This is a genomic window from Chryseobacterium sp. KACC 21268, assembly GCA_028736075.1.
Classification (GTDB): Bacteria; Bacteroidota; Bacteroidia; order Flavobacteriales; family Weeksellaceae; genus Epilithonimonas.
Genome location: CP117875.1, coordinates 3,780,235 through 3,798,492, shown reverse-complemented (window position 1 = coordinate 3,798,492; position 18,258 = coordinate 3,780,235). Strand labels below are relative to the sequence as shown.

11 protein-coding genes are annotated in these 18,258 nt (G+C 39.0%); 2 read left to right on the top strand and 9 right to left on the bottom strand.

Annotation, left to right across the window (positions count from 1 at the left end; all coding sequences use genetic code 11):
- Window positions 1-2: 2 nt before the first annotated feature.
- The 6 genes from PQ459_17350 to PQ459_17325 form a co-directional block, all read right to left on the bottom strand.
- Complete coding sequence (locus PQ459_17350) at window positions 3-1,004, bottom strand: NADP-dependent oxidoreductase (protein ID WDF46654.1); 1,002 nt, start codon at window positions 1,002-1,004, stop codon at window positions 3-5.
- A gap of 46 nt (window positions 1,005-1,050) precedes the next feature.
- Complete coding sequence (locus PQ459_17345) at window positions 1,051-1,644, bottom strand: TetR/AcrR family transcriptional regulator (GenBank protein ID WDF46653.1); 594 nt, start codon at window positions 1,642-1,644, stop codon at window positions 1,051-1,053.
- Window positions 1,645-1,828: 184 nt separating this feature from the next.
- Window positions 1,829-3,274 carry a TolC family protein gene (locus tag PQ459_17340; protein ID WDF46652.1) on the bottom strand — a complete coding sequence of 482 codons (1,446 nt, stop codon included), beginning with the start codon at window positions 3,272-3,274 and terminating at the stop codon, window positions 1,829-1,831.
- Window positions 3,252-6,446 carry an efflux RND transporter permease subunit gene (locus tag PQ459_17335; GenBank protein WDF46651.1) on the bottom strand — a complete coding sequence of 1,065 codons (3,195 nt, stop codon included), beginning with the start codon at window positions 6,444-6,446 and terminating at the stop codon, window positions 3,252-3,254. The genes PQ459_17340 and PQ459_17335 overlap by 23 nt, the downstream gene beginning before the upstream one ends.
- Window positions 6,447-6,540: 94 nt before the next feature.
- Window positions 6,541-7,623 (bottom strand): efflux RND transporter periplasmic adaptor subunit, encoded by a 1,083-nt coding sequence (locus PQ459_17330; protein WDF46650.1) that lies wholly within the window; start codon window positions 7,621-7,623, stop codon window positions 6,541-6,543.
- A 152-nt stretch (window positions 7,624-7,775) separates the two neighbouring features.
- Entirely contained in the window at window positions 7,776-8,153 is a 378-nt protein-coding gene (locus PQ459_17325; GenBank protein WDF46649.1) for a hypothetical protein, read from the bottom strand.
- Between the two features lie 141 nt (window positions 8,154-8,294).
- Here PQ459_17325 and PQ459_17320 point away from each other — a divergent pair, with 141 nt between their 5' ends.
- Window positions 8,295-8,906 carry a 4'-phosphopantetheinyl transferase superfamily protein gene (locus tag PQ459_17320; GenBank protein ID WDF46648.1) on the top strand — a complete coding sequence of 204 codons (612 nt, stop codon included), beginning with the start codon at window positions 8,295-8,297 and terminating at the stop codon, window positions 8,904-8,906.
- Here PQ459_17320 and PQ459_17315 read toward each other — a convergent pair.
- The 3 genes from PQ459_17315 to porU form a co-directional block, all read right to left on the bottom strand.
- Window positions 8,882-11,137 (bottom strand): FUSC family membrane protein, encoded by a 2,256-nt coding sequence (locus tag PQ459_17315; protein WDF46647.1) that lies wholly within the window; start codon window positions 11,135-11,137, stop codon window positions 8,882-8,884. The two genes, PQ459_17320 and PQ459_17315, sit on opposite strands and share 25 nt — an antisense overlap.
- A gap of 122 nt (window positions 11,138-11,259) precedes the next feature.
- Entirely contained in the window at window positions 11,260-12,390 is a 1,131-nt protein-coding gene (gene porV / locus PQ459_17310) for a type IX secretion system outer membrane channel protein PorV (GenBank protein ID WDF46646.1), read from the bottom strand.
- 44 nt (window positions 12,391-12,434) lie between these two features.
- Entirely contained in the window at window positions 12,435-16,412 is a 3,978-nt protein-coding gene (gene porU, locus PQ459_17305; GenBank protein ID WDF46645.1) for a type IX secretion system sortase PorU, read from the bottom strand.
- A 161-nt stretch (window positions 16,413-16,573) separates the two neighbouring features.
- Between porU and gldJ the strand changes: the two genes are divergently transcribed.
- The gene (gene gldJ, locus PQ459_17300) at window positions 16,574-18,178 is read left to right on the top strand and encodes a gliding motility lipoprotein GldJ (GenBank protein ID WDF46644.1); all 1,605 of its coding nucleotides are present in this window, start codon (window positions 16,574-16,576) and stop codon (window positions 18,176-18,178) included.
- Window positions 18,179-18,258 lie beyond the last annotated feature (80 nt).

The following is an 18,258-nucleotide window of genomic DNA, read 5'->3' as shown; positions in this document are numbered from 1 at the left end:
TGTTATTTTATTTTGATAACGACTTTTCCTTTTGCGCGTCCGCTTTCGACATAATTCATTGCGTCGTTGGTCTGTTCGAAAGGAAATATTTTGTCGATGGTTGGTTTGATGATTCCGGATTCTATGAGTTTTGAGATTTCTGTGAGTTGCTTTCCATTGGCTTGCATAAAGAGGAATGCGTAATCTACGTTTTGCTTTTTTGCTAATTTTTTGGTTTTGAAACTCAATAGGAATATTACGGTTCTAAGAAGGAAATTCAGTCCGATTGTCTTAGCAAAATCTACATCTGGCGGACCTGAGATGGAAATGACCTTTCCGCCAGGTTTCAATATTCTGATGGACTTTTCCAATGTTTTCTGGTCCTGGCTGTTGAGAACCAAATCGTAATCTTTCAGGATATTTTCGAAGTCTTGAGTTTTATAATCGATGACCAAATCTGCTCCGAGTTGTTTCACGAATTCAATATTTTTCTCACTGGTTGTGGTCGCTACGAAGGCACCCAAATGTTTCGCCAACTGAATCGCGAAAGTCCCGACGCCACCTGAGCCAGCTTGGATAAAGACTTTCTGACCTTTCTTAAGATTTGCTTTTTCAATAAATGCCTGCCAAACCGTCAAGCCAACGAGTGGGATAGAAGCGGCTTCTTCCATCGAAATGTTCTTTGGTTTTGGAGCCACAAAATCTTCATCTATCGCGATGTATTCTGAAAATGCGCCAATTTGGAAGTCGGGAACGCGGGAGAAAACTTCGTCGCCGATTTTGATATTTTTTACTTTTGAACCAATTTCGATGACGATTCCTGCAACGTCGTGCCCCAGAATCAAAGGTAATTTGTAAGGCAGCATCATTTTGAATTCGCCACTTTTGAGTTTGCTATCGAGTTGATTGACACTTGCTGAGTGAATCTCTAAAAGAACTTGGTTTTCTTTGATGCTTGGTTTGGGAACTTCCGTAAGTTCCAATTTTTCTGTCTTGCTGTACTGTTTTGTGATGAATGCTTTCATAATTTGGTTTTAAAATACCAGTCGGTATATTTTGTGATAAAAAATTTTATTTGATTAATTCTGCGTCGATGATTTTGATGATTCTGTCCAGCGCCTGATATAGGTGGTTTGGATGGTTGGTAGTTTTTGAAAGCAGAATGCCACCTTCTATTAGCATTATAAATAAGTAAGAATATTCTGAAGCGTTGATAGAATTTACAATTTCGTTTTTGGTTTTTCCTTCTTCCAGAATTACTGTTATTTTGGTGGACCAATTTGCAAAACTCGTGGCGACCTCGGTCTTCAAAAAAGGCATTGTATCGTCAGATTCTATCGCTGTATTCATCATTGGGCAACCGCCGCGGGAAAAATTATGCTCCCAAGAATTTCTGTAATAATCCAAAAATGCGATGAGCTTTTCACGTGTCGTCATCGTCGCACTCAATTGATTTTCTATAGCAGAAGACAGGCGTTTTGCATTGTAGCGAAAAACTTCTTTTGCCACTTCATCTTTGTTCGCAAAATTCCCGTAGATGCTACCTTTCGTCAATCCCGTTTTTTCGGAAATATCTGCCAGAGACGTTCCGGCGTAACCTTTCTTGTTGAAAAGTTCCGCTGTACTTTCAATGATGAACTGTCTGGTTTTCTCTGCTTTTGACATTTTGTAAATTGAATTGACTTTGCAAAGATATACAATTTAAATACCAATCGGTATATTTTATTTATTATTTTTAATTGATGAAAAAATGCTCCCGGAAAATTCCGAAAGCATTTCAAGTAAAAAATAGTGTAATTTAGATGTTAGACTTAAAGCTAGATGCAATTAGCAAATAGCCGTTAGCGGTTTACTTCCAGCCGCCACCCAAGCTTTTGTAGATATTGACAACCGAACTCAATTGTCTTTCTTTAGCTTCGATGAGTTCCATCTTTGCGTCCAACGCGTCACGTTGATTCATCAAGACTTCTAGATAATCGGCTCGGGAGTTTCTGAATAATTGGTTCGCAATGCCGATTCCGTCATCCAACGCTTTTGATTCCTGCGCTTTCAATTCATAATATTTATCCAGATTTTTTATTTTCGACATTTGATTGGCCACATCGATGTAAGCACTTAGAATCGTCTTGTCATATTCATACAAAGCCTGGATTTGTTTAGCATCAGCGGTTTTGAATCTGGATTGAATCGCCGTTTTGTTAATAAGCGGACCAGCCAATTCGCCAACCAGGTTGAATGCAATAGATTCTGGCAACTTCGCCAAATAGGTCGGATTGAAAGCTTCCAGACCAAGTGTCGCATTGATTTCCAGACTTGGATAGAATTCTTTTCTCGCTGCTTCCACATCCAGTTTTGCCGCTTCCACTTCCAGCTCGGCTTGTTTAATGTCGGGACGATTGGCCAACAACTGGGACGGGATTCCCGTGTAAACCGTCTGCGGAACGATGGACATAAAACTCTCTTTCGTTCTCACAATTGGTTGCGGATAACGGCCCAATAAAGCATTGATTGAATTTTCCTTTTCTGTGATCTGTTGTTTGAGGTCATATTCGGTCGCGCTGGATTTTGCCAACTCAGCCTCGAATTTCTTCACGGCCAATTCGGTTGCAGCCATCGCTTGCTTTTGAATTTTCGCAACTTCCAAGGCTTTTTTCTGCAATTCCATATATTGGTGAATGATATCGAGCTGATTATCAAGCGACAATAATTCATAATAATTGTCAGCCACCTCGGAAATCAAACTTGACAGCACGAAATTCTTACCTTCGACTGTTGAGAGATAATGCGCAACAGCCGCTTTTTTCTCAGTTCGGAGTTTGCCCCAAATATCGACTTCCCAATTCGCCATCAGTCCACCTTCGAAGTTTCCTAATGGCTCTGGCATTTCTCGTCCCGGTTCTATTTCGGTTGTTGCGTCGCCGGCACCTTCAGAAGTGTATCTTCCGGCTTTGCTTACGCCAGCGCCCAATTTTGCGGCAAGTGTTGGACTCAGTTTTCCGTTTTTGTACATCACGTCGCTTTTTGCGATTTCGATTTCCTGCAATGTGATCATCAATTCCTGGTTGTTTTTCAGTGCTTTATCAATTAGATTGACAAGATTTGGGTCTGTGAAAAACTGTTTCCAAGGTGTGATTCCGGAATTGTTTTCGGCTATATTTTGGTTATCAAAATTCTGAGGAATCGCTTCTTTCACCTGATCCTGAATTTTGGTTGCCATCGGTGCTTTGCATCCAATTAACATTAATGAAATGAATGCGGTCGCTATTAAATTTTTATTGGTCTTCAAATTTTCCATCGTGTTGGTAAGGTTCGGTTTGTTCTGTTAAAGGATTTTCTTCTTCGTAATAGGTCAGTTTGGACTTTGCAGCAATGTTGGCGAAAATGTAGTATAATCCTGGGATGATCATCAATCCGAAGATGGTTCCGATCAACATTCCGCCAGCTGCGGCTGTTCCAATCGTTCTGTTTCCAACCGCGCCAGGTCCAGTTGCCAAGGCCAAAGGAATCAATCCAGCGATGAATGCGAATGAGGTCATCAAGATTGGACGGAATCTTAGAGAAGCTCCCTGCAACGCGGCTTCTTTGGTCGAAAGTCCTTCTTCCGCTTTCTTCTGAACCGCAAATTCTACGATCAAAACGGCATTCTTTCCAAGTAATCCAATGAGCATGACCATCGCAACTTGTGCGTAGATATTGTTCTCCAATCCGAAAAGACTTAAGCATAAAAATGCGCCGAAAATTCCCGTTGGCAACGACAAAATGATTGGCAAAGGCAAAATGAAACTTTCGTACTGTGCGGAAAGGATCAGATAAACAAATCCCAGACAAACTAAGAAAATATAGATCGCTTCATTCCCTCTGGAAACTTCATCTTTGGAAATTCCCGCCCAATCGATTCCGAAACCTCTTGGCAAGGTTTTGTCCGCCACTTCCTGGATCGCTTTGATCGCATCTCCAGAACTGTAACCAGGCGCCGGCGTTCCGCTGACCTCAGAAGAGTTGTACATATTATGTCTAGTGATCTCTGACAGTCCATATACTTTTTCCAGATGCATAAAATCGGAGTAGGGAACCATCTCGTCTTTGTCGTTTTTCACATAGAGTTTCAGAATGTCTGTTGGCATAGCGCGATATTGCGGACTTGCCTGGACAATCACTTTGTAAGGTCTGTCGAATCGGATAAAGCTGGTTTCGTAATTGGAACCGATCAAAGTTGATAGATTGTCCATTGCTTTTTCAATCGTTACGCCTTTTTGTTCTGCCAGATCATTATCAATTTTCAACATATATTGAGGGAAACTTGCGGAGTAGAAACTGAATGCTGATCCAAGCTCAGGCCGTTTTTTCAATTCCTTGACAAAATCGTTGCTTACTTCTTCCATTTTGTGATAATCACCACTTCCGGCTTTGTCCAACAGTCTTAGTTCAAAACCACCTGCAGCACCATAACCGGGAATTGACGGCGGTTGGAAGAACTCGATGTTAGCGCCAGGGATTTCTTTTGCTTTTTGTTCCAATTGCTCGATGATCTCGGTAGAAGATTCTTTTCTCTCGTCCCAACTTTTCAAATTGATCAGACACGTTCCGGAGTTGGATCCAGTTCCTTCGGTCAAGATCTCATAACCAGCCAAAGATGAAACAGACGAAACACCATCAATATCCTCAGAAGCTTTTTGCAATTGCAATGCGATCTGATTCGTTCTTTCGAGCGTGGATCCAGGAGGTGTTTGGATGATGGCGTAGATCATTCCCTGATCTTCACTTGGGATAAATCCTGTCGGCAAATTATTACTCAAAAAGAAAGTTCCGATGCAGAAAAGAACAAGTAGTGGAAGTGTCACCATTTTTCGGGTTACCACTTTATTAAGCAAACCGTGATATTTAGTTGCTCCAACAGTAAAGATGTTATTAAAACCATCCAAAAATCTGGTGATTGGCGTTTTCTTTTTCTCTTTACCGTGGTTATTTTTGAGGATCAAAGCACATAAAGCTGGTGTTAAAGTCAATGCTACAACGCCTGATAAAATAATGGAGGAAACCATTGTAATGGAAAATTGACGATAGAAAACCCCAACCGGACCAGACATAAATGCTACCGGAATGAACACCGAAGCCATTACCAAAGTGATTGCAATGATTGCCCCGCTGATCTCGTGCATAGCTTCTTCCGTTGCCTTGAGCGGCGAGAGATGCTTTTCTTCCATCTTGGCGTGAACAGCTTCTATGACGACAATCGCATCATCGACCACGATTCCAATTGCCATTACCAAAGCAAAGAGTGAAATTAAATTTAATGTGATCCCGAAAGCGGACATAATGGCGAATGTTCCAACCAATGAAACCGGAACTGCAATCGTCGGGATCAAAGTCGAACGCCAATCCCCCAAGAATAGGAAAACCACGATTGCCACTAGAATAAACGCTTCAAATAACGTATGAATTACTTTTTCGATGGATGCATCCAAAAAGCGGGAAACGTCATAACTGATCTCGTAATGCATTCCTTTTGGGAAGCTTGTTTTCTGCAGGTCAGCCATTAATGATTTGACATTTTTGATGACATCGCTTGCGTTGGAACCGTAAGATTGTTTCAGTGTAATTGCGGCAGACGGTTTTCCGTTCAGAGTAGAGTAGATGTCATACATCGATGAACCAAATTCTACATCAGCTACATCTTTCAGCCTTACAAATTCGCCATCGGTTTTGGCTTTTAGGATGATGTTCCCATAATCTTTCTCATTGTTGAAACGGCCTGGATATTTCAGAATATATTCAAAAGACTGAGAGCGTTTTCCGGAACTTTCACCTGTTTTTCCGGGTGATGCTTCCAAACTTTGCGCATTCAAAGCTTCCATCACTTCGTCAGCCGAAATGTCGTAAGCTGTCATTCGGTCAGGTTTCAGCCAAATACGCATCGCATATTCTCTGGTTCCCAGGATGTCGGCATTACCAACACCATTCACCCGTCTGAGCTCGGACATCACATTGATATCGGCATAATTGAACAGGAATTTCTGATCAGCTTTTGGGTCGTCACTGTAAAGGTTGATGTACATTAGCATATTCGGTTCCTCACGGGTGATCTTCACACCTTCACGCACGACCAACGGCGGAAGTTTATTGACAACCGATGAAACACGATTCTGAACATTGACTGCTGCAACATTCGGGTCGGTTCCCAGATCGAACACAACCTGTATGGAAGCCTCACCATCGTTACCTGCATCGGAAGTCATATATTTCATTCCGGGAACCCCATTTAGTCCACGTTCCAGAGGAATAACGACAGATTTGATGAGCAATTCGTTGTTGGCTCCAGGATATTCTGCCGTGATGTTGACTTTCGGCGGTGAGATCGATGGAAACTGGGTAACGGGTAATTTTACCAAAGATAAAATCCCTAAAAATACGATGATCAAAGAGATCACGATAGACAGAACTGGTCTGCGAATGAATTTCTTAAACATAAAGAATTATTTTTTTAGACAATAGATGATAGACGAAAAAGATTTTAGACCAGGAGTCGGAATCATTTCTCAATTATCATTTATCATTTTTATCTTAGTTTGCCTGTAGTTTCAGAGAGTTCAAGACTTTCTTCGGATCTTGGAATTTGGTTTCCACTTTCTGGTCGTCCTTCACTTTTTGGACACCTTCCAACAGGAACTTATCATTTTCATTAAGACCTTCGGAGATCACATAAAGATCTGGGAGATTGTAAGCCACCTTCACGTTTTTGGAACTTACTTTTCCATTCTTATCCACCACGAAAACATAGATCTGATCTTGAATTTCGTAGGTCGCTTTTTGTGGAATGATGAGCGCATTTTTCAACGGCATTGTCATCTGTACCTTTCCCGTTTCGCCATTTCTCAATAACTGATCTGGATTTGGGAATTTGGCCCGGAAAGCGATGTTTCCAGTTTCATTATCAAATTCACCCTCAATGGTTTGGATGATACCTTTGTCAGGGAATGCTTCGCCATTGGCCATTAATAGGGAAACTTGGTTGTTGCCACGTTCAGCAGAGTGCGTTTGGTAATTGATATATTCTGGCTCTGAGACATTGAAATAAGCGTAGATCCCGCCATTGTCGGAAAGGCTTGTGAGTAAATCACCTTCATCTACAAGACTTCCCAGCTTGAGCGGAAGACGGTTGATGATCCCGGAAAATGGTGCTCTGATGGTGGTGAATGATAGGTGTGTTTGAGCAAGATTCAATTCAGCTTTTGCAGCATCCAGTTTTGCTTTTGCCATTCTTTTTTCGTTGATGGAAACGACATTGCTGTTGGCCAGCGTACTGGAATTCTGTAGCTCGATCTCGGCCTGTGCTACTTCTGCTTTTGCCTTTAAAACATCCGCCTGATAAAGTTGAGGCATTATTTTAAACAACACTTGTCCGGCCTGTACGTGCTGACCTTCATCCACATATATTTTTTCCAGAAAGCCTTTTTCCTGGGCTCTGATCTCGATATTCTTTTCCGATCTGATCTGGGAAACAAATTCTTTGGTGATGACCGTATCCATTTTTACCGCTGTGGTAGTGGGATAAACGACCTTTTCTTCTTTTTCTTCTTTTTTGTCTTTACAGCTAAAGATAATCAGCAAGGCGCTGAGAGCAACAGAAAATGTGACTCTTTTCATTTTTGATAAGTTTTATTTTTTTAATTGAATGTTGAATCAATGATCAAAAAGACCATCAATTTCAGTGAAATGTTGAATAGGGAAATCTCAAAGACAACAAGGAATGTTACCACTTTGGAATAAGGGTAATAAGGTCTTTGAATAAGTAAAGTTTAAATACGGATTGAACGCAGCAGAATGAACCTTTTTATCGAATAGATAATCGTTTCCGGCTCGTGGAATTTCTGTTTAGTACGTTTGAAATATAGATGTAAAAGGTAACCTAAGCCAAAAACAGTTAGAACTGCAATGGCATTGAAGGCGTTTGAAAGACCGAGATCAAATTCTTCCGGAGAATCCAAAGAATCATTGATCTGCTGCAAAGAGGTTCTCTCCAAAGAATGGGTGGAGCGGTGCTTTTTTGCAAATGAAAAAAATTGAGATGAGGTATTCTGACTTCCGAAATCTGGCTGGAAATCAAGAGATTGCTTGTTCTCTACCGTAAACAGTAGAAAAATGCACATCAGTAAATATATAATACCATTTCTCATTTTGATACTGCAAATTTACTTGCTTAATTGTTAACAACATCTTAAATATAAAAATTTAAGGAATTTTTAAGTTGGGCGCATTGTTGGTTTATTTTTGGTGATCATTTTGTTTTTATTAAATTAGCAAAACAATAATTTCCGATGCCACTTTACAAAGATCTTTCCGACGATGTTGCCACCATTCTCATTTGGGAATTTGATAAGGCCGAAGAATTGGACCCTGAGATCTTGCTGGAACCGGAAAATCAAAACAAGATCCTGAACTATCATCCCAACAAGATCGCTGAGGTTTTGATGGTGAGAAAAATGCTGAAATCGGTGCTTCCCAATCACAAGATCCTTTATAAAGAAGACGGTGAACCTTACCTTTTCCCTAATGATCTTCAGATCTCTGTGAGTCATTCTTTTCCGCTGGCAGGTTTGGCGATCTCAAAAAATAAAATCGGGATCGATATCGAAAAGCGCAAAGAGAAAATCAAAAATATCCGACACAAATTTATCCTTCACGAAAATAATTTCATTGATGACGCGGAGGAAGTGGATTTCCTGACAGCGATCTGGTGCGTGAAAGAAGCGCTTTACAAAATCCATCACAGCAAACATTGGTCTTTGAAAAAGCATTACGATGTATTGCCGTTCAACCTAAAGGAGGAATTGTCTGTAAAATGCAGAGTTTATGATGATCAGAATGAAGATTTCTTCAAAGCAAAAATCAATTTCTTTGATAATTACTGTTTCGCAGTTGTGGATTGATAGATGCGATATTCCTCAATAATCTTTCTTTGGTCCTTCGCAACGTCGTAGATCAGTGCCAAAAGTTCTCTGATGTTCTTGATCTCGGTCAAATGACTGACGGTGAACGTTCGCTCATTTGAAATTGCTTGGTTTTCCAATTCCGCTTTTCGTTTTTCCAAAAGGTCAAAAACCTGATCTTCCGGCTTGATGTGACTTTCCGTTCTCGTCTGTTCATCCAGATCTTGCTGGAAGAGTAGGGAAGAAGTGCGCAACAACTCTGCAGAGATCTTGATCTTCCAATTTTGAAAATCGATTTCCGGAAACTCGTGACCAGACTTTGCATATTGCGATAATGATGCGGTGTATGCCGTGATCAAGTGCGTGGTAGTTACAAACTGGTGAACCGTTTCCAATTTTCTTTGCTGGTTTTTTGGGTCCGAGATCATCCTTTGAAAGTTGTCGGAGAGATTCGCCAAATCGATGATCGCGTTTTTTCTGCTAATCCGGAAATCCTGGTCGTGTAATTCTTTCTTCATAAAATGATCCATGATCAATCGGAAATAATCGAGATTGCTTTTGGACGATTTTTTCATCAGATCCAAATTCTGCGTGTGTTCCCAAACTGGCAAGATAAAGTAGGCTACCAGAAAAGTCACTGCACCACCAATTAAGGTATCCAGAATTCTATCTTTAAAAATAACATTCACGTTTCCAGGTCTTAAGAAATTAAAAGACAAGAAAATGTAGATCGTCATAAATAAAACCGCCCAAAAATATTTTGATTTCAATAAACTGAAACACAGAATCATACTTAATAAAAGAATGACCAAAATAGCGCCTGGATCTTTGACATAATACAAGATAATATAAGCGATTACGCCGCCGGCAATGGTTCCAAACAATCGGAGAAGATTCCTGTGTTTGGTGGTGGAATAAGCGGGTTTAAGAATCGCAATAATTGTTATCAAAATCCAATACGAATGCCCAATCCCGAGGATCTCAAATCTTGAGACGATGTAACCAATCAATAAGGCAATCGTCACTCTAATTGCATGACGAAAATGTCCAGAATTAAGTGAGAAATTAGAAAATAGAACTTTCAAATTCATCTTTTCCTCTTTCGGTAAAAACTTCGAATAATCCAATCCTGACGATAAACTTTTGGCCAGTTTTTTATCTTGAGAATGAACGGTCAAAATGGTTTTCACCTCGTCTGTGATCTCTGTGATTCTCATCAAAACCTGACGCATCATCATAAAATCTTCCAAGGTTTCTGAGGAAAATCTTTGTGATCTGTGGTCGAAGAAATCGTCGTAGATTTTCTTTAGTTCATTATCAAAATTGGTAATTTGTCTAAATGTCAAACCACTTTGAAGCGAAATGCCGAGGTTGGTGATTTCATCTGCCATCGCCAAAAGATAATCGTGGATCTTGTGAAACAGCGTTGTGTCTCCAAAAACCTGGGTCATCCGTTTGTAGTCGTTTTCGGAAGTCAAGAGCTTATCAAACAGATCGAAGGAATTGAGGAACATCAACATTAGAATTCTACTTTGCGTAGTAGATTCGTTCACGATCTGTCTGGTTTTAAAGACAATCTCTCGCGTGTCTTCCTGATGATTTTTGATTTTGATCTGTTGAGTGATCAGTTGATTCAGTAACTCATTGAAGTCGGGATTTTTAGTGTAATATTTAGCTTTAATTCTAAGATAATCTGCTAATTCCAGATAATTTTCCCCAACAACCTGACTTGCCAACTTGTAAGGCTGAAGCTTTGAGACAATCATAAAAATCACAAAAAACCACACGCATCCCAAGAAAAAGATGAAGGTGCTTTTCAGAATGTCTTCACCAGTCAAATGTCCATCAATAAAGATACTCAGAACTACTAGCGCAATGGATCCGAAGGTGGCGAGTCTCAAACCGTAAACGCCGATCATCGAAAAGAAAAATCCGAAAATGATGATCTCCAGATACACGGCAATCGGAAATTCCTTCACCAAACTGGCCAAAAGGGCGATGAGAAAGAAAGAAAAAATGGATAGGATTAATGTATTTCTTCTTCGGATGAATGGACCTTGCTGATCCGTCAATCCTACAAAACTGGTTCCGAGCGGGAAAAGAAAATATTCCTTAAGCAAACCAAATTGCGCCAAGATGATACTTGGAATCACTATTGCCAAAGCGATCCTTGCTCCGGAATAGATGTATTGGCTGGTGAGGAATTTTTTGAGTTCGGAACTGTAGTTCATATGGCGAATTTACGGAAAGTCTATTTAAAATTGATATTAATGAAATTATGTTAATGCTAAAAAAAATGCCAAAGCGTGAAGCTCTGGCATTTTTTATTTAAATGATTTTTAAATCGATCTAATTAATAATCTTGTGCGTTGTAAGTTTCGCTACCGATGTTCCAAGTCAAACCAAATCTCAAAGTATTATCCAAAGCAGAGTTGATCTTTGAAGTATTGATCAGGTAAGAAAGATCCAGTCCAAAAGAAGCATATTTGAAACCAACACCTACGGTCGCATATTGTCTAGCTCCTTGTTCTGGTGCTTCTGTGAAATAACCAGCTCTCAAGGCGAAAGTCTCGTCGTAAGAATATTCGGCAGCACCACTGAAAATGATACTTTTCTCATTACCAAAAGATTTACCAATCCCTTCGATTACTCCTACATTTGGTACATCTCCAGTCGTTTCGTCTGGTCCTGGAACCAAAATTTTGGAAGCTTCACCACTTAGGCTGAAACGGTTTTGGTCATCAATCAATAGATCATAGCCTAGACCTAATCTTGCCATTGTAGGAAGATAAGATCTGGATTCTTCATCACCTGTGTAATCCAATCTAGGACCCAGATTCTGAACTGCCCAACCAGCTTTCACTCTACCTTCGTAGCCACTGATACTTTCGTGTTTTGGAGACATATAGTAACCGGCAACATCTACTGCAAAAGTATTAGCAGGTTTCAAAGTACTGTTGGAGTTGAAACCTCCACCAATATCGGATCTGATGAATCTACCAGTAACCGCCATTGAGTAATTATCTGTCAATTTCAAACCATAAGCAACATCGACAGAGAATTCGTTTGGTTTCGCAGTACCACCTTGTATCACCTCGTTTCCTACAAAGTCTGTCAAATCTACATCTCCCATATTGAAGTAATAGATACTGGCACTCAAAGTAGAACGCTCATCATCACCCAAAAAAGTGTAGTAAGATCCGTATAGTAAAAATACATCACTCGTAAGCTTACTCATATAAGGCGTATAATTAACCCCGAATCCTGATGATACCTTTGCGAATGGATATTTCGCAGCGTTCCAAAATTGAGAGAAAACATCTGTAGATGTTACAACACCCTGGTCACCCATACCACCAGCTCTCGCGTCTGGAGAAATTCTTAGGAATGGGGCTCCGGTAAGCACCGGCTGAATGTTTTGAGAAAAAGCAAAGGCAGAAACGCCAATTCCTAATCCTAAAAATAATCTTTTTGTTAAATTCATTTTTGTTCTTTTAGGGTAAATTTTACCGATATATTATGTTTTTATTATTTTAATAACACCATTTTTTCAACCGCTGTTGCACTTCCGGAACATTTTTCCTGATTTTGGCTGCGTGCAAATATCTTAAAAATATATGTACCCTTTGCAACAGTATCACCAAAATCATCTTTTCCGTCCCATTCTATGGCTTGTCTTGGAGTTCTGAAGCCTTGCAGGGATGTTGTTTGCTCTGCTGTAACACTTGTAGACAATGTTCTTACTATTTTTCCAGTAATGGTATAGATTTGAACATTCACGTCCAGAATATCATCACAGTTATGTTCAAACTGAACGTAGGTTTTATTTGTGAAAGGATTTGGCCAATTGAGAAGTCTGTTTACAGTCAGTTTTCTCTCGGACTCGTCTTTTACTACAAAGTTTAACGTAGATGATGTAGAATTATTGTTGATGTCCCAAACTTTAAAAACCAATTGATGTTCTCCCGGCGTCAGACTCTTCAGCGGAAAGGTGACAGAACCTTTTTGGTAATCCTTTAACCCTGTGAAGCTGCAGCCATTACCATCGCCTGAAGAGAAATAATCATTAATGGTTGTTGTATTGACAACGTCACCATCCAGTACAAATGTAATATCGTGACCGATACCCGCACCAGTGGAGTTGATTCCCATATTATCTTTCACACAGGCAAGCAACATTGGATTCTGATCTGTGATTCCGCCATTGGCAAAGTTGGTATTGTTCATATACAGATTGACGCCTGGTGCTTCATTATCATTAATTCCATCCGGATTAATGCCGCCTATCTCTCTCACTTCATTAGTGAAAACATCAAAGCTTTTGTTATCTGCATAGGCCAGGATTCTTCCGTTTCCATTTTCATAATTAATGTCTTTTGGGACATAGAATTCTACAGTATATTGTCCATTGACAACTGTTCCAGACGCTTTCACGATGGCACTAGGTTCCTCCACAAATTTGTATATCATATCTATATACGGTGGCTTGGTTTTGTCAACCTTATCATTATTAAGCGTTGTTTTTTCAATTTTTTTATCAAAAATATTAATTGCCACACGTCCGTTAAAAGAAGTGTCCACTGTTCCGTCGGCTTTATTTACGTGCCCTTTGATTGTTACAAAATCCAGCGCTCTTATTTTTCCAGGTACAGGTGTTTCTACATTATCAATCGTTAATAATCTTTTAGGTCTGCTAAGTTTCATAGCAGGATCCCCCAGGAAATTCACCTTTAGATGGTCTGGAGAAGAATTATATGTTGTAAAATACTGATTCTTTGCGATGAGATGTGCATCACCTAATGGGAGGAAATCGTCTGCATATAATTTGAAAATATTAGTGTTGAAAAGAAGTGTGAATTTTCTTCCATAGTCTACACTGATTTTTCGGCTGGAAGTAATCATCGTTGCAGCACCTCCTGTAGCTAATTTGATAAACTGCTCTCCTGCAGAATTTGTGTTTGGCTCATCCCAAAGAGTGAATTCACAAGTAATAGTTGATACCAATGGAAAACGGCTATAGACAGATGTGAAGTTATTGAATCCCTGAATCTCGGTAGAAGATAAAACTCTTTCCTGAGCCCAGCTATTAATACCACCGTGCCCAAAGTAAAGTAGGTACAAACTGTTACCGATGTCATTAGAAATAGCTTGATTTACTTGGAGAAATCTTTGTCCTCCGGCACTTGTAATTGCAGGAAAAGCGTCCATGTAGAGCTTTTTAATATTGTATTCTGGTTTGTCTGTATTGGTTTCAAAGTTTTCTTTAACACTGTAATCCAAAAGATTGTGGAACGGACCAGGAATGCCAAAAGGACCGCTTCCGTCATAGTCATCATCTGCTACAAAATTAAGTTTCATTCTCCACTCACCAAATGGGGTAGATTGACCAGGTAGAGCATTATAATATGCCAAAGTTTTATCCAACATAATTTTAGCTTCTGCAACAGTGCTGGCAGGTAATCTTCCGATAGGTAGATCGGGTAGGATTTGAGTGATTTTTGTTGCGGTCTGTGGTTTGGTCATTACAAAATAATCATCTGTAACATACGAATTTTCCAAATCAGCGCTGTGTTCACTCTGGTAGCTAGGAATGATATCTGTGTTTCGGGCAATTCTATTTTTGAAATCGTAAGAAGTATCTCCCAGGATGAAGACATATTTCAGAGGTTTCTGGTTATTCAGCTTGGTGACAAAGTTTCGGATAGCTGTGATATCCTTGCTTCCGCTGCTGAATTCGTTATAAATCTTATTGACATCAGCAACGTACACATTGAAGTTATTAGCAGTCCTATGATAAGCCGCTAATCTCTCAGCCTGAGCTGAAAACGATGGCTGTGTGATGATCAAGTAATCTATATTTTGAATAGAAGATAAATCTTGATTATCAACTTTCCCTACAAAACTAGGCTCGTAAGCTGCAGAATTTTTAAAGGCTGCAAATTCATTATTAAAATAAGGACTTCCTGCAACATATCCAAAATTGAATACGGTATTCTGGGCATTCTTATTCGTTAGTTTTTTTGGGTTTGTAATGTCCGATACATCCCATACTTGATCCACGCCAGCAGCATTTGACATAGAAAAACCGTAGGAATTGCCTGATCCCTCTACAATATCATACGCTCTGAAATTCATCTGAGTATCATTGAAATTCAAATTTTCTTTGTACTGTACTTCTGCGTAATCAAAGTAAAATTTGGCATTTGGATTTCCGCTGATATTTGGAGTGTAATTGAACTTGATCGTATTTCCTGTTTGATCATATAAAGCATTCTCAGTCCTCAGTTTAACAAAACTTTTTGCATTACTGGCTACCGAAGGTTCGGATGTTGTACCATTGACGTTAATTACTATTTTTGTTGATTGTGCTTCATATCCAATGACTTGTGTTTTGAAAATGATAACGTCATCCGGATTAATAGCACTTCTTGTGTTGAAAGTGATTTCACGACTTCCAGGGATCACATCGCCAGTCCATATTCTTCCTAATCTTTCTAAATTAAATTTTTCCTCATTAATGAATTGGTAATCATCATAACGTGTGATGAGATTCTGTGGAAGGGCAGTATCAATCACCTGAACTCTCTTGCCCTCACCAATATCAAAGTTGATGAAATAGTAAGAAAAATCTTCGTAGATATTTACAAAATTATCAGTTGTAGGAGTGTCTCTAGTCTCGGTTCTTCTGTTTCCATTTCCATTGGTAGATCTGTGGATGTTGTATCCATTAGGGCCTTGTGCGTAGAAGATTGCATAATCATTATCATTCCACACGCCATCTTCTTCGCCAATCACCTGGATTGCGTCTTCCTGCAAGGCGTCATATTGCAAATTTACGCCTCTTCCGTACACAGGATCATCGTAAACCAATTGATTGAACTCGGGCAACATCAAACCTCCGTTTCCGTAGACTCTAAAATTTTTCGGATTAATATTGGCTGGATTGATACCATTTTGCTGCAAAAATTGCTTGGTAATTTTGAAAATTCCGGATTTATCAACCTTTATTTTGTAGAAGGTTCCAGATTTTAAAGGATTTTCCGTGTTACCAATTTTGTTACTGCTATTTCGGTAGGCAGAAGCCGCAGTTTTAGAAGTTTGATTGATGTTAAACGAGATGAGCTTATAGATTTTGTTTTTATCTAATTTTATAGCTTCCACATTGATGTTGGCGTTTTCCGCGTTGTCACTTTCATTAAAAAAGTAATTCACACTTACCCTTGGTGCAGAAGTTATAGAATTGATTTTTATATCTTTAATATCCTTATCAGGAAGTACTTCCCAGACAAATTGATCTAGCGTTATCTGATTTCCAGTTTTGATATTAAGATTAGCAGAAATAGAATTTGCTTCCACCTGATAATTATGATTACTGAAAAATGGATACGTAACTTTCTCCGTTCCATAATCCATTTCTTTATAACCGTCCCATACAAGAGAAATCTTTTGAGCGTGTCCAAAAATGGAGAAAACACAAAAAGTTAAAATATAAAATTTGAATTTCATCAATGCTATTTTATTTAAGATTACAAAATAAACGATTTTTTTAAAAAAATGGTATATAATAAAATTAAATTAATTGCGTTTTATCAAAAAAAGACAAACAATATTTGATTAATCAAAGAATTTACTTTTTCTTTGTACTTTGAAAATTTCTATACCACATTATGAAAAAAATTAGGTTGTTTTCGATTATTACTTTTAGCGCTACATTACTGTTAGTAAGTTGTGGAGGAGGGAACTCGAAGAAAGGTGGCGGCACAAAAGGTTTTGTGAGCAAGACTGGTTGGAAGCCCAACGAAAAAGACGGGTGGTTTTTTTCCGGCAAGCAACAAAAGCAAAAAGGTTGGCCAGGAATGGTGTATGTAGAAGGTGGAACCTTCACCATGGGATTGGTGGAAGATAATGTAATGCACGACTGGAACAATACACCTAGAAGAATGCAGGTGAGCTCATTCTTCATTGGCGATACAGAAATTACCAACTCAGAATATAGAGAATATACAACTTGGCTTAAGTTCGTTTTCCCTTCATCAGATCCTAGCTTCAAACATATATACACTGGTGCTTTGCCAGATACATTGGTGTGGAACAATAAACTTTCTCGTAATGATTATGCAGAAACTTATTTTAGATCTCCTGAGTATGACTACTATCCAGTAGTAGGTGTATCTTGGTTGCAGGCTACAAAATATTGCGACTGGTTGACAGAGAGAGCTAATGAAAAAGCACTTATGAAGCAGGGAGTAATATCAAAAGATATCTATTCTGCAGATAAAGCTGCTACCGCTGGAGCTACTTTTAATATGGATAAGTTCAAATCGAATGATGCAGAACTTGACGCATATATTGATAAAGAGAAACTTCAAAAAAGAAGTGGAATCAAAACTGCTAATGAAAAAATTGCAGCTGCCAATAGAAATGCATCTTCAGGAATTGTTGAGAAATTCAGACTTCCAACAGAAGTTGAGTGGGAATTTGCAGCACTTGGCCTTCAAAAAGAAAGAGAGTATAATAACTATCTTGGAAAGAATACCCAGTTAGACAAAATCAAAGGAACAAAAGGAAGAAATAGAGGTATGTACCTTGAAAACTTCAAGATGGGACGAGGAGATTACTCCGGTGTTGCTGGTTGGAAAAATGATGGTTCACCTACAACAGCAGACGTTAAACAATATCCTTCTAACGATTTAGGAATCTACGGAATGTACGGTAACGTTGCAGAGTGGGTAGCAGATATCTACAGACCGATGATTGATGAGGAATTTAGTGATTTCAATTATTTCAGAGGAAACGTTGTTGTTCAATCTGTTAAGAATGCAGACGGAACTTACAAAAAAGTAGGTAATGTAGACATCAAGTATGATACACTTGCAGACGGTCGTTTGGTTTACCAAGGATTACCTGGAGAATTTGAAAAGAAAGTAGTAGAAGATAACAGAAACTACAGAGATGGTGATTACCAGTCTTCACTAGATGCTGGAGGAACTGCACCAAGTGATAGTACAGAATTCAATATGTACAACTCTGTTAAACCGAAATTCATTGTTAACAAGGATGGTGGCGTAGTACTACAGAAAGAAAAAGTAAAAGCTACTTCTCAGATCAATGATTACAGCAGAGTGGTGAAAGGAGGTTCTTGGTTAGATTCAGCTTATTGGTTGGATCCAGGACAAAGAAGATTCAAAAACCAGATGAAAGGTTATGGTTGGATTGGTTTCCGTGTAGCACAAGATGCTAAGAACAGTAAATCAGGACGTACAAAAAGATAATTACATCCAAGTAAAATATAAAAACAGCAGAATTTTCTGCTGTTTTTTTTATTTCAAATCACAGCATTTGTTTATTTTTG